The organism is Georgenia ruanii (assembly GCF_009193175.1).
GTDB classification, from domain to species: Bacteria; Actinomycetota; Actinomycetes; order Actinomycetales; family Actinomycetaceae; genus Georgenia; species Georgenia ruanii.
On the sequence record NZ_VUKE01000006.1, the window covers coordinates 79,746 to 92,614 of the forward strand.

Sequence of the window (12,869 nt, forward strand, 5' to 3'; positions counted from 1 at the left end):
CACGTGAACAGGTACGAGGGACGAGTCGTCCTCCTCATCGGCGCCGGCTCTGGCATGGGGCGCGCGGCAGCGTTGCGAATCGGTTCGGAGGGCGGCCACGTGTGGGTGGCCGACCGCAACCAGGAGAGCGCCGAGGCGGTGGTCGAGGAGATCATCGCCGCCGGCGGCACGGCGGTCGGCGTCGGTGTGGACGCGACCGACGTCGACGCCCTCAAGGCCCTCTTCGGCCGGATCGACGCCGAGCACGGCGTCCTGCACGCCGTGCACTATCAGGTGGGTATCCCGGCGGCCGCGGGCCTGGAGGTCGGCGAGGCCGACTGGCAGCTCGCGATGGACGTCAACATGAAGTCCGCCTTCTACTCCGCGACGCTCGGCTTCGACCTGCTGGAGAAGGCCCGCGGCAAGGGAAGCGTCACGCTCACCAGTACCGCGGCGGCGATCATCGGCTCGGGCCGATCGCCGCTCTACTCGATGACGAAGGGGGCCCTGCTGCCGCTGGCCCGCTCGCTCGCCGTGATCGGTGGGAAGCGCGGCATCCGGGTCAACGTGGTCGCCCCGGGCATGGTCGAGACTCCGATGCTCAGCTCCTTCTTCCCCGGGGCGGAGGGCAAGGACACCTCCGAGCTGATGAAGGGCTTCCGTGACACGGTGCCGCTCGGCCGGGGCGCGCAGGCACGTGAGATCGGCGATGTCATCGCCTTCCTCAACAGCGATGACGCCAGCTACGTCACCGGTGTCACCATCCCGGTCGACGGCGGCGCCACGATCGTCTGACGAGGCGTGGCGGTGGCGCCAGGCCGGCCTCGGCGCGCGTCACACACGCCAGCCCCTTGACGATTTCCTCATGAGGAATTAGTGTGATCGCACGCACATCGTCTAGCCTCGAAGGGGGATGTCGTGCTCAGCAGTGACGCCGAGGTCACCGGTCGGCTCCAGCGTGTCGTCGACGAGCTGGAGATCCGACGGGCGATCACCGACTACGCCGCCCTGGTCGACGCCCGGCAGTGGGAGAGGCTGCGCGCGGTGCTGGCCGACGACGTGCGAGTGGACTACCACAACGGCCGGAGCCAGGTCCACGGCGCGCAGGCCGTCGTCGACTACATCGTCGCCAACACCGCTCACCTGGCCTGGCAGCACCACAATGTCTCGCCGTACGGCATCGACATCGACGGAGATCGGGCATCCGCCCAGGCGTACCTGGTCTCGCACCAGGTGATCGCGGACGAGCCGGGCACCGTGCTGATGATGGCCGCCACCTACGACCTCGAGATGGCTCGCGGGCCCAAGGGCTGGCAGATAGCCCACATGGTCCACCGGATCATGGTCGCCAACTACCTCCCGATCACCACGTCGCCGCCCGGCGGCGCCCATGTGCCCCCGGCCGTCCGGCACTGAAGCACCCGCCCACACCTCGAGAGACCAGGAACGAACATGAAATCCCAGACCGAGACCCTCAGCCCCCAGGACGCCCAGGAGGCGGCCGACCGCCTCGAGCGGGCCAAGGCCGCCGGCTGTCCGGTGGTGCACTTCGACTACACCACGCCCAAGCCCGCCCTGAGCTACTTCGAGGAGTTCGACAAGCTGCGCCATGAGGCGCCCACGGCGTACTCCACCTACGGGCCCGGCTTCTGGATGCTGCTGACCTCCGACCTGGTCCGCGAGGCGTACCAGACCCCGGAGGTGTTCAGCAGCAGCGCGACCATCCCGACCGTCCCGCACCCGGACTGGACGTGGATCCCGACCATGATCGACCCGCCGCTGCACGGCGAGTACCGCCGGATGATCAACATGGCCTTCTCGCCGCGTTTCGTCCGGGAGCTCGAGCCGACGATCCGCCAGGACTGCGTCGACACGATCGAGAGCTTCCTCGCCAAGGGGGAGTGCGACTTCCTGGACGACTTCGCGAAGGTGTTCCCCACGAAGGTGTTCCTCCGCATCCTCGGCCTGCCCCAGGAGCACACCGACATGTTCATGGGGTGGGTCGAGACGATCTTCGAGGGCCTGGGCCACTTCGGGGAGGGGGCCGAGCGTCAGCTCAACGCCCAGCGCGAGATCCGCAACTACTTCGCCGGGGTGCTCGCGGACCGCCGGGAGAACCCCCCGGCGAACCCGGAGGACGACTTCTTCTCCATCATCGCCAGCGCCCAGATCAACGACCGGCCGATCACCGACGAGGAGTTCCTCAACATCGCCGAGGTCTTGCTGCTCGCCGGGCTGGACACGGTGAAGAGCCAGCTCAGCTACATCTTCTACTGGCTCGCGACCACCCCGCGCGACCGCGAGTGGATCGTGCGCGAGCCGGAGATCATCCCCAACGCGGTCGAGGAGTTCCTCCGCGCGCACAACATCGTGATGACCGCCCGCCAGGTCGCCCAGGACACCGATTTCCACGGCTGCCCGATGAAGAAGGGCGACATGGTGATGGTGGCCAACCCGTCCGCATCGCGCGACGAGGCCGAGTACGAGAACCCCACCGAGATCCAGCTGGACCGCAAGGTCAACAAGCACTACTCGTTCGCCGGTGGCCCCCACCGCTGCGCGGGTGCCCACCTGGCCCGCCTCGAGCTCCAGATCGTGCTCGAGGAGTGGCACAGGCGGATCCCGGAGTATCGCGTGACCAACACCGAAGGCCTCATCGAGAGCGGCCCGCAGGTCGGCATCGAGAAGCTCCAGCTCGCCTGGGGCTGAGCAGCGCCGGACCGTGCGAGAGAACGTAGGAGAGCAGGAAGCATGAAGCGCATCAACATCGACATGGGCAAGTGCAGCGGCCACGGTCGCTGCTACACCCTCGCCCCGCACCTCTTCGAGCCCGACGACGAGGGATTCCCGGTGGTCCGCAACGCGGTGGTCGCCGACGACATGGACGGCATCTCCGCGCTGGCGGCCGCCGTCGACAACTGTCCCGAGCGTGCGCTCACCGTGACGGACGAGGCCTGAGAAATGACCGGTGTTGCGTCTTCGTCGCCTTCCCTCGGGGAGTACCGGGAGCAGGCTCGCGCCTGGCTCGCTGAGCACGCCCCGACCGGAGGCGCCCGACGCGACCCGTACGACGTCTCGGTGTTCCACCACCTCGATCGGGACGCGGAGCTGGAGGTCCTGCAGCGGCTGCGAGAGTGGCAGCGCGCGAAGTTCGAGGCCGGGTACGCCGCCATCAGCTGGCCCGCCGAGCTGCACGGGGCGGGGCTGCCCACCGAGTACGCCGACGCGTTCAAGGCCGAGGAGTCCGCAGCGGTCTCGCTGACCCGGCACGAGCTCTTCTCCGTGACCATCAACCTGATCGCCCCCACCGTGCGGCTCTACGGCTCGGAGGAGCTCAAGGCCGTGCTGCTGCCCGGGCTGCTCGACGGCTCCCTGCTGGCCTGCCAGCTCTTCTCGGAGCCGGGGGCCGGCTCGGACCTGGCCAACGTCGCCACCCGAGGCGTCCGAGAGGGCGACGAGTGGGTGCTCGACGGGCAGAAGGTCTGGACCTCCGGCGCGCAGTTCGCCGAGTGGGGGCAGGCCATCGTCCGGACCGAGCCGGGCTCGTCCGGCAACCGTGGCCTGACCACCTTCATGGTGCCGATGGACACGCCCGGGGTCGAGGTCCGGCAGATCCGTCAGATGTCCGGGGGCACCAGCTTCAACGAGGTCTTCCTCACGGACGTGCGGATCTCCGACAGCATGCGGATGGGCGCGGTGGGCGACGGCTGGGCCGTCACCCGCGCGACGCTCGGCTTCGAGCGTGCCAACGCCTCCAACAAGGCTGGCGTCGGGGGGCAGTTCGACCAGCTGGTCGACCTCGCGCGGCGGACCGGCGCGCTGCAGCACCGGGACGTCCGGCTGCAGCTGGCCGAGGTGCGGATGCGCGAGGTGGCGGCCGAGGTGTCGCTGCACCGCGAGCAGCGGTCCCGTGACACCGGCCAGCCGCCGGGCGCGTCGGGCTCCATGCGCAAGCTGCAGTGGGTCACCAAGCTCCAGCTCGTCTCCGAGCTCGCCCGCACCATGCTCGGCGACCGCCTGATCGCCGACCTCGGCGACCCGGGCACCTGGTCCTGGAACGCGCACGTGCTGGGCGCGCCGGGGTATCGGATCGCCGGCGGCAGCGACCAGATCCAGCGCAACATCGTCGCCGAGCGCCACCTGGGCCTGCCGCCCGAACCGCGTCCGGCCAAGCCACGTGGGGAGACCTCATGAGCATCGCGATCGACCTGGACGGTCGGGTCGTCGTCGTCACTGGCGGCAGCCGCGGCCTCGGCCTGGAGATGTCCCGGGCTTTTGCCCGGGCCGGAGCCACCGTGATCGTGTCCAGCCGCAAGAAGGAGGCCTGCGAGGAGGTCGCGGCCGAGCTCACCCGCGACACCGGGGTCAGGGCACTGGGTGTCGGCGCCCACGTCGGGGACTGGGCCAGCTGCGAAAGTCTTGTCGACACGACACTGCGGGAGTTCGGCCGCCTCGACGTGCTGGTCAACAATGCCGGGATCGCGCCGCTCTACGAGACCCTGGAGTCCGCCACGGAGCAGCTCTTCGACAAGACCCTCGACGTCAACCTCAAGGGCCCGTTCAGGCTGAGCACGCTCGCCGCCCCCCGCATGGCCGAGGGGGGCTCGATCATCAACGTCAGCTCCATCGCGTCGGTGCGGCCGAAGGCCAGCGACCTGATCTACGCCGCCGCGAAGTCCGGACTGAACACCCTGACCAAGGGCCTCGCTCAGGCCTACGGACCCCGTGTCCGCTGCAACACGATCATGGCGGGTCCGTTCCTCACGGATATCAGCGAGGCCTGGTACACCGACGAGTGGCGGGCACGGGCGCAGGGCTTTCCCCTGCAGCGAGCCGGACAGCCCGGAGAGATCGTCGGGACCGCCCTCTACTTCGCCTCCGACCTCTCCAGCTTCACCACGGGCACGGTGCTGCCCGTGGACGGCGGTCGCTCCGCCATGCCCTGAGGCGGCTGACGGAACACGCCTCACGAACTCACGACCGACAAGGACTATTGATGACTGCCCACTCCCAGGCGCCACACGTCGCCGCGCGTCGTCCCGTGCCCCGTGTGGGGCCACTGGCCGGGATCCGCGTGGCCGACTTCTGCTGGATGGGTGTCGGGTCGGTCGCGACCCGGATGCTGGGCGACTTCGGTGCCGAGGTCATCAAGATCGAGAACCGCCGCCGCATCGACCGGCCCCGCCTGCTGCCGATCTACAAGGGCGAGGTTCGCAACTACGGCGAGGAGATCGCCGACGCCGACCCGAACCGGGGCGGACTGCACAACAACTACAGCCGCAACAAGCTCGGCATCACCGTGGACATGAAGACCCGGCGGGGCCGGGAGCTGGTGGACGCGCTGATCGCCGCCAGCAGCGTGGTGACGGAGAACTTCGCGCCGGGCGTGATGGAGCGTTGGGGGCTGACGTACGAGCGCCTGGACGAGCTCTCGCCCGGGGTCATCTACGGCCGGATGAGCGGCTTCGGCCACTCCGGGCCGCACGCCCACTTCAAGTCCTACGGGCCGATCGTGCAGGCCGTCAGCGGCCTGTCCTTCATCAGCGGACTTCCCGGACGTGAACCGTCCGGATGGGGGCTGTCCTACATGGACAACCAGGCCGCCTACTACAACTCCGCCGCCCTGATGATGGCCATCCTGCGGCGTCACAAGACGGGCCAGGGTGCCGAGGTCGATGTCTCCGCCACCGAGGTGGGCATCTCGATGATCGGGCCCGACATGCTCGACGTGTCGGTCAACGACGCCGTCACCCGCCGTCCCGACTTCCCGCGGGGCAACCGACTCGACGACCCACAGGCCGCCCCGCACGGCGTCTACCCCTGCGCCGGCGAGGACCGGTGGGTCGCGATCGCCGTCTTCGACGACGCCGACTGGGAGCGGTTCGTCCAGGCGATCGGCGAACCCGACTGGGCCCGTGACCCCCGCTTCGCCACCCAGGCGCTGCGCCACCAGCACCAGGACGAGCTGGACGAGCACGTCAGCACGTGGACCCGGCATCGCAGCCCCCGCGCGGCGATGGAGCTCCTGCAGGCCGCCGGTGTCGCGGCCGGCGCCGCCCAGAACGCGGAGGACGTCAACGAGCACGACCCCCAGCTGGCCGCCCGGGGAACCTTCTTCGAGCTGGACCACCCCGTGATCGGGACGGCCCGGTTCGAGGGAAGCCCCATCCGGTTCTCGCGCACCGTCCAGCACACGTGGCGCTCGGCGCCGTTGCTGGGGGAGGACAACCACTACGTGTTCGGCGAGCTCCTGGGGCTGCCCCAGGAGGAGATCGCCGAGCTTGAAGCCGAAGGGGTGATCTGAGATGTGGGAGGGACCCACCGGTGAGCTGACCTACAGCGGGCTGCGCGTGGTGGAGCTGGCCCAGGACCCGCAGGGGGAGATCGTCGGCAAGCTGCTGGCCGACCAGGGCGCCGACGTCGTGAAGGTCGAGCCGCCCACCGGGGCCCGGGGCCGGCACATCGGGCCTTACGCCGCCGGTCGCGTCGGCGACCCGGACGCAAGCCTGCACTTCTGGACCTACAACACCGGCAAGCAGAGCGTCGTGCTGGACACCTCCACCAACGAGGGGCGCGACCGCCGGGCGGCGCTGATCGCCGACGCCGACGTGCTGATCACCAGCGACGGCCCTCGCCGCCTGGCCGAAGACGGTCTCGACCTCGACGCGCTGGTGGCCGAGCACCCGCACCTGATCGCCCTCTCCGTCTCACCGTTCGGCCTGACCGGGCCGTGGGCCGACTGGCGCTCGAGCGACCTGGTCGCGCTGGCCGCCGGGGGGATCCTCATGAGCTGCGGGTACGACGACCACTCGCTCCCCCCGATCCGCCCGGGGGGCAACCAGGGCTTCCAGATCGCCGCCAGCTTCGGCCACAGCGGCGTGCTGCTCGCCCTCCTGGAGCGCCAGGCCACGGGGCTGGGCCAGGTCGTCGACGTATCGATGCACGATGCGGTCGCGGTCAGCGGCGAGCTCGCCAACCCCTACTGGTTCTACCCGAAGGTGCTGTTGTCCCGGCAGACCTGCCGGCACGCCCAACCGTCCCCGACCCAGCCCGCGCTCTTCGAGTGCGCCGACGGCGTGCAGGTGTACTTCGCGCTCATCCTGAGCGACGCGCGCACGTGGCAGACCCTGGTGGCCTGGCTCGCGACGGTGGGCCTCGACCTGGACCTGGGTGAGGAGCGTTACCTGTCCCTGGCGTACCGGCAGGAACACTTCTCCCACATCCAGACGATCATGGAGTCGTTCTTCCTGATGCAGGACTCCGCGACGGTCTACCGCGAGGCCCAGGAACGGGGACTTCCCCTCGGACCCGTGCTCGCCCCGGAGCAGCTGTTGGAGGACGAGCACCTGGCCGCGCGCGGCTTCTTCGTCCCCGTGGAGCTGCCCGGGGGTGGCGAGGCGCGGTTCCCGGGGTCGCCGTACAAGTTCTCCTACGGCACGGGCCAGCCGGGCCGCCCGCCCCGCCTGGGCGAGCACACCGAGCTCCTGCTCGACGTGCTCGACGGAGCCCGGACATGACCGCGACGTGGGTGCCCGACAGCTGCGCGATCGTGGGGATCGGCACCACCGCCTACACCAAGCAGTCGGGGGTCAGCGTGACCGCGCTGGCCGCCGAGGCGGCGCTGGCCGCGATCGCTGACGCCGGCCTGGAGCCGGGCGACATCGACGGGATGATCCGCAGCGACTACGACGAGGTGTCGCAGGTGGCCCTCGCCGACGCCCTCGGCATCGACGACCTGGCCTACTGGGGACAGAACGGCCCCGGCGGCTCTGGCCCCGCCGCCATGGTCGGCCACGCGGTGGCCGCGGTGCAGTCCGGCCAGGCCAGGAACGTGCTGGTCTACCGCGCCCTGAACGGGCGCTCCGGGCGGCGCCTCGGCAAGGGGGTCAGCGTCCAGGGCGGGGTGGGCGGCAGCTCGTCCTACCTGGAGCTCTTCTCGCCCTACGGCGTGACCTCGCCCGGGCAGTTCTTCGCCATGCTCGCGCGCCGGCACATGAGCGAGCACGGCCTCACCGAGGCGGCGCTGGCCGAGATCGCCCTGGTGAGTCGGAAGCGCGCCAACGCCAACCCGGCCGCGCAGATGTACGAGCGTCCGCTCACCCTGGAGGACTACCACTCGGCCCGGATGATCTCCGACCCTCTGCGGCTCTTCGACTTCTGCCTCGAGACCGATGGAGCCGCCGCGGTGGTGGTGACCACCGCGGAGCGCGCCCGGGACCTGCCGCAGAAGCCGGCCCTGATCCGCTCGGTGGCCCAGGGCACCGGGCTGCGGGTCGGCCCCGGACAGATGTACCCGGTGCTGATGGGGGAGTCGCTCAACGACCTGACCTCGCGCCGGACCGCCCAACGGCTGTACGAGCGGGCCGGACTGACGCCCGCCGACGTCGACGTCGCGCAGATCTACGACTGCTTCACCGTCACCGTCTACCTGCAGCTGGCCGACTACGGCTTCTGCGGGCGCGACGAGGTCTCGGACTACATTGAGAACGGTTCCCTCGACCTCGGTGGGCCCATCCCCGTCAACACGGCCGGCGGCCAGCTCTCGGAGGGATACATCCACGGCATGAACCACATCGTCGAAGGGGTCCGGCAGATCCGCGGCACCTCCACCTCCCAGGTGCCGGGAGCCGAGGTCTCGCTGGTCACCTCCGCCCCCCCGCCGGGCGCGAGCGCCCTGCTCCTGGTGGCGTCATGAGCAGCCCCATCGGCACCGGCGGCGGACTGCGGCCGGTCATCGACGACCCCGACACCCGCGGGTTCTTCGCGGCCGCCCGCGACCACCGCCTGGTCGTGCAGACCTGTCGGGACTGCGGCCAGCAGCAGCAGCCGCCCCGCCCGCGGTGCCGTACCTGCCGAGGGGGCGACCTCGGCTGGGCCGACGTCCCGGGCGTGGGCACCGTGCACACCTGGACCGTGGTCGAGCACCAGATCAACCCGCATTTCCCGACCCCGTACACGGCCGTGCTCGTCGACGTGGAACCTCGACCCGGTGAACCACCCGTCCGGTTCCTCGGACACCTCGGCGGGCGGCCGCCGCTGGCGGTGGGGGACCCCGTCCGGGTGACCTTCGTCGATCTCGGCGACGGCACCATCCTTCCCAACTGGGAGCCGGCCCGCGACGACGCGACCCCTCGCACCCACTGACCGGCACGTGATCAAGGAGCAGCACCATGGCATGGGACTTCCAGACCGACCCCGAGTACCAAGAGAAATTGGACTGGGTCGAGCAGTTCGTCCGTGAGGAGGTCGAGCCTGCCGACCGGATGTACGCCCACCCCCTCGACATGACCGACCCGGTCCGCAACGCGCTCATCAGGCCGTTGCAGGCCCAGGTCCGCGAGAAGGAGCTGTGGGCCTGCCACCTGGGCCCGGAGCTGGGCGGTCCCGGCTACGGGCAGCTCAAGCTCGCGCTGCTCAACGAGCTGATCGGCACGACGCTCAGCGGCCCGGTGGTCTTCGGCACCCAGGCGCCGGACTCGGGCAACGCCGAGACGCTGGCGCACTTCGGCAGCCCCGAGCTCAAGGAGCGCTACCTCAAGCCCCTGCTCGAGGGCGAGATCGCCTCCTGCTTCTCGATGACCGAACCCACCGGCGGCTCCGACCCGACCGGGTTCCAGTGCCGCGCGGTCCGCGACGGCGACCACTACGTGATCAACGGCGAGAAGTGGTTCTCCTCCAACGCGCGCTTCGCCTCCTTCCTGGTCCTCATGGCCGTCACCGATCCCGACGCCGAGCGGCACCGCCGGGCCTCGATGTTCATCGTGCCCGCGGACACCCCGGGCATCGAGATCGTCCGCAACGTCGGGGTCACCGGCCACGCGGGCCACGAAGGGACGCACGCCTACGTCCGGTACACGGACGTCCGGATCCCGGCGGACCACCTGCTCGGTGAGGAGGGCGACGGCTTCAAGGTGGCGCAGGTCCGCCTCGGCGGTGGCCGGATCCACCACGCCATGCGGACCGTCGCGCTGGTGCGCCGATCGCTGGAGCTGATGCTCGAGCGCGCCGTGTCCCGTGAGACCCGTGGCAAGCGGCTCGGCGACCTGCAGATGGTGCAGGACATGATTGCGGAGTCCTGGGTGCAGCTGGAGCAGTTCCGGCTCTTCGTGCTGCGCACGGCCTGGAAGATCGACCAGGTCAAGGACTACAAGCTGGTCATCAAGGACATCGCGGGTGTGAAGGTCGCGATGCCCAAGGTGCTGCACGACGTCGCCAGCCGGGCCCTGCAGCTCCACGGCTCACTGGGAATCTCCACAGAGATGCCGTTCGGCAAGTTCGTGCTGGAGAGCTTCCACATGGCCATCGCGGACGGCGCCACCGAGCTGCACAAGCAGCAGGTGGCCAAGCAGCTGTTGCGCGGCGTCGAGCCGGCGCCCGACCTCTTTCCCTCGGCGCACGCGCTGCGTCTCGACGAGCAGGCGCGGGCCAAGTACGCCGACGTGCTCGCGGCCGTGCAGGCTGACCACGCCGCGCTGATGGGTGCCTGATCGCGATGATCCTGGACGACGTCGAGGGCACGGAGACCCGCAACGAGCTGGCCGACATCGTGACCAGCCTCTTCGACCGGGTCTCCCCCCCAGCCGAGGTGGTGGCCCGTGCCGACCGGGCCGCGGCCGGCCACCTGGACCTGGACCTGTGGAACCGGCTCAGCGGAGAGGTCGGGGTCCTCGGGCTCACGGTGCCCGAGGAGCTCGACGGTGGCGGTGCCACGTTCGCCGAGGCCGCCGTGATCCTCGAGCTCGTCGGCCGACGGGCCGCGGCAGTGCCGTACCTGGGGACCTTCCTGGCCATCGAGGCGTTGGTGCGCTCCGGCGCGACCCCGGCCCGTGAAGCATGGCTGGAGCGCCTGATGGCGGGGGAGTCCCGTGGCGCGCTCACCTGGGCCGGCGCCGGCCTGGAGGCCCGGTCGGACGACGGGTCCTGGGAGGTCACTGGCACCGTCGACCTGGTCATCGACGGGCATGGGGCCGATGTCCTCGTGCTCCCGGCCCGGACCCCGGACGGCGAGCGCTGGTTCGCCGTCGACCTCGCCGGCGCCGGGCGTACCCGGCGCGAGTGCCTCGACCTGACACGCGAGCTGGCCGAGCTGCGGCTGGCCGCGGCGCCGGCGCTGACGCTGACGGAGGCCGGGGACCAGACGTTGGGCGACGTGCTCGGCGACCTGGCCCGCACCGCCGTGGCGGTGGAGCAGCTGGGGGTCGCCGAGCAGGCCCTCGCCGACGCGGTCGCCTACGCCGGGGTGCGCCGGCAGTTCGGTCGGACGATCGGCTCGTTCCAGGCCCTCAAGCACCTCCTGGCCGATGTGGCGTGCGAGGTCGACCTGGCCCGTTCGCTGGTCGAGCACGCGGTCTGGGCCATCTGCTGCCAACCGGACGAGCAGGGCCGCGCGGCCGCGATGGCGATGCTCGCGGCCTCCCGGGCCGCGGTCGTCGCGACCGCCGAGAGCGTCCAGGTGCACGGCGGCATCGGCTTCAGCTGGGAGCACCCGGCACACCTGTACTTCCGCAAGGCCCGCAGCAACGAGGTCCTGCTCGGGGCTCGTGCCGAGCTGGCCGACCGGGTGCTGGCTGCCGAGGGAGTCAGGCCGTGAGCGTGCCCGCGCGAGTGGTCGTCGCCGGTGCCGGCCTGGCCGGTGGACGGACGTGCATGGCCCTGCGCTCCGCCGGGTTCGCGGGCGAGCTGGTGCTGCTGGGCGCCGAGAACCACCTTCCGTACGACCGGCCGCCCCTGAGCAAGACGGTGCTCACCCAGGGCGCTGACCCCGATCTCGCCCTTGGGCTGGAGCAGTCCGGCGTCAAGGTCGGCCTCGGCGTTCGCGCCACCGGGCTCGATCTGGCCGCTCGGACCCTGCTGACCGACGCAGGCCCCGAGCCGTACGACGCGCTCGTGCTGGCCACCGGTGCGGCGCCGGTGCTGCTGCCCGGCGGCGGACCTCAGCTGTCGCTTCGCACCGTGGAGGATGCGCTCCGTCTGCGCGAGCGCTTGGCGCCGGGCGCGCGGGTGGTGCTCATCGGAGCCGGCTGGATCGGGGCGGAGGTCGCCACGGCCGCGCTCGCCCTGGGGTGCCACGTGACCTGTCTGGAGGGCTTGGAGACGCCATTGGCGGGGCCGCTCGGCGTTGAGGTCGGGGCCCGGTTCCTACCGTGGTGGCACGACGTCGACCTGAGTCTGGGAGTCAGGGTCCGCGAGGTCGTCGCCGAAGGCGTCCTGCTCGACGACGGCGAGCTGGTGCCCGCCGACGTGGTGCTCACAGCGGTGGGGGTGCGTCCCGAGACCGCCTGGCTGGCCGGCTCCGGGCTGGTGATCGGCCCCGCTGGGGTGCCCGTGGACGCCGACCGCCGCACCAGCGACCCGAACGTCTACGCGGTCGGCGACGTCGCATCTCGCTGGTCCGACCGGCTGGGCGCGCCTGTCCACGGCGGTCACTGGGACGAGGCCGCGAGCGGCCCCACGGCGGTCGCCGCGACCATCCTGGGCACCCCGCGCGGGGCCGACGAGGTGCCGTACTTCTGGTCCGACCAGTTCGGCAGGAAGGTCCAGTACGTCGGGCAGCACCGGCCGGAGGACACCGTTGTCCTGCGCGAGCATGCAGACCCGGAGAAGTGGGGAGCCGCCTGGCTGGACACGGAGGGGCGGATCACCGCACACCTGTCGATCGGGTTTCCTCGGTCGATGGTGCAGGCGCGGGCGGCGCTGGCGGAGCGGCGGGTCATCGACCCCGAGACCTGCCGGGACCTGACCCAGCCCCTGGCGATCCTCGAAGACGCCATCAAGGGTCGCTGACGGACATGCCGGCCCCGTCGCTTCGAGACGGTCGTCACCGTCTCGAAGTCAGGTTCCTCGGAAGGAATTAAGGTGAAGCGGGGACGCCACTGCCAGAGACCGACACC

The 12,869-nt window shown here is 70.8% G+C and carries 13 protein-coding genes; all 13 read left to right on the top strand.

What is annotated here, in order from left to right; translation table 11 throughout:
- Positions 1-3 precede the first annotated feature (3 nt).
- Positions 4-774 carry an SDR family NAD(P)-dependent oxidoreductase gene (locus GD880_RS08085; RefSeq protein WP_152231117.1) on the top strand — a complete coding sequence of 257 codons (771 nt, stop codon included), beginning with the start codon at positions 4-6 and terminating at the stop codon, positions 772-774.
- 123 nt (positions 775-897) lie between these two features.
- Positions 898-1,395 carry a nuclear transport factor 2 family protein gene (locus tag GD880_RS08090; protein ID WP_152231118.1) on the top strand — a complete coding sequence of 166 codons (498 nt, stop codon included), beginning with the start codon at positions 898-900 and terminating at the stop codon, positions 1,393-1,395.
- 36 nt (positions 1,396-1,431) lie between these two features.
- Positions 1,432-2,688 carry a cytochrome P450 gene (locus tag GD880_RS08095; protein WP_152231119.1) on the top strand — a complete coding sequence of 419 codons (1,257 nt, stop codon included), beginning with the start codon at positions 1,432-1,434 and terminating at the stop codon, positions 2,686-2,688.
- A 42-nt stretch (positions 2,689-2,730) separates the two neighbouring features.
- Positions 2,731-2,937 carry a ferredoxin gene (locus GD880_RS08100; RefSeq protein ID WP_152231120.1) on the top strand — a complete coding sequence of 69 codons (207 nt, stop codon included), beginning with the start codon at positions 2,731-2,733 and terminating at the stop codon, positions 2,935-2,937.
- Between the two features lie 120 nt (positions 2,938-3,057).
- Positions 3,058-4,173 (top strand): acyl-CoA dehydrogenase family protein, encoded by a 1,116-nt coding sequence (locus tag GD880_RS08105; protein ID WP_344381802.1) that lies wholly within the window; start codon positions 3,058-3,060, stop codon positions 4,171-4,173.
- Entirely contained in the window at positions 4,170-4,925 is a 756-nt protein-coding gene (locus GD880_RS08110; protein ID WP_152231122.1) for an SDR family NAD(P)-dependent oxidoreductase, read from the top strand. Before GD880_RS08105 ends, GD880_RS08110 begins: the two co-directional genes overlap by 4 nt.
- A 50-nt stretch (positions 4,926-4,975) precedes the next feature.
- On the top strand, positions 4,976-6,283 hold the full coding sequence (locus GD880_RS08115) for a CaiB/BaiF CoA transferase family protein (protein ID WP_152231123.1): 1,308 nt from the start codon (positions 4,976-4,978) through the stop codon (positions 6,281-6,283).
- 1 nt (position 6,284) lies between these two features.
- Positions 6,285-7,496, top strand: a complete 1,212-nt coding sequence (locus GD880_RS08120) for a CaiB/BaiF CoA transferase family protein (protein ID WP_152231124.1) — start codon at positions 6,285-6,287, stop codon at positions 7,494-7,496.
- Positions 7,493-8,674, top strand: coding sequence for a thiolase C-terminal domain-containing protein (locus GD880_RS08125; protein WP_152231125.1), 1,182 nt, complete (start codon positions 7,493-7,495; stop codon positions 8,672-8,674). The genes GD880_RS08120 and GD880_RS08125 overlap by 4 nt, the downstream gene beginning before the upstream one ends.
- Positions 8,671-9,123: a Zn-ribbon domain-containing OB-fold protein gene (locus GD880_RS08130; protein WP_152231126.1), complete on the top strand. Its 453-nt coding sequence runs from the start codon at positions 8,671-8,673 to the stop codon at positions 9,121-9,123. Before GD880_RS08125 ends, GD880_RS08130 begins: the two co-directional genes overlap by 4 nt.
- A 26-nt stretch (positions 9,124-9,149) precedes the next feature.
- A complete protein-coding gene (locus GD880_RS08135; RefSeq protein ID WP_152231127.1) occupies positions 9,150-10,466 on the top strand; it encodes an acyl-CoA dehydrogenase family protein in 1,317 nt (438 codons plus the stop codon).
- Between the two features lie 5 nt (positions 10,467-10,471).
- Positions 10,472-11,569, top strand: a complete 1,098-nt coding sequence (locus GD880_RS08140) for an acyl-CoA dehydrogenase family protein (protein WP_152231128.1) — start codon at positions 10,472-10,474, stop codon at positions 11,567-11,569.
- Entirely contained in the window at positions 11,566-12,762 is a 1,197-nt protein-coding gene (locus tag GD880_RS08145) for an NAD(P)/FAD-dependent oxidoreductase (protein ID WP_226909473.1), read from the top strand. Before GD880_RS08140 ends, GD880_RS08145 begins: the two co-directional genes overlap by 4 nt.
- Positions 12,763-12,869: the final 107 nt, after the last annotated feature.

Coding starts and splice junctions, on each gene's coding strand:
- GD880_RS08115 (WP_152231123.1), top strand. CDS start 4,976: ATGACTGCCCACTCCCAGGCGCCACACGTCGCCGCGCGTCGTCCCGTG.
- GD880_RS08095 (WP_152231119.1), top strand. CDS start 1,432: ATGAAATCCCAGACCGAGACCCTCAGCCCCCAGGACGCCCAGGAGGCG.
- GD880_RS08120 (WP_152231124.1), top strand. CDS start 6,285: ATGTGGGAGGGACCCACCGGTGAGCTGACCTACAGCGGGCTGCGCGTG.
- GD880_RS08110 (WP_152231122.1), top strand. CDS start 4,170: ATGAGCATCGCGATCGACCTGGACGGTCGGGTCGTCGTCGTCACTGGC.
- GD880_RS08135 (WP_152231127.1), top strand. CDS start 9,150: ATGGCATGGGACTTCCAGACCGACCCCGAGTACCAAGAGAAATTGGAC.
- GD880_RS08125 (WP_152231125.1), top strand. CDS start 7,493: ATGACCGCGACGTGGGTGCCCGACAGCTGCGCGATCGTGGGGATCGGC.
- GD880_RS08100 (WP_152231120.1), top strand. CDS start 2,731: ATGAAGCGCATCAACATCGACATGGGCAAGTGCAGCGGCCACGGTCGC.
- GD880_RS08130 (WP_152231126.1), top strand. CDS start 8,671: ATGAGCAGCCCCATCGGCACCGGCGGCGGACTGCGGCCGGTCATCGAC.
- GD880_RS08140 (WP_152231128.1), top strand. CDS start 10,472: ATGATCCTGGACGACGTCGAGGGCACGGAGACCCGCAACGAGCTGGCC.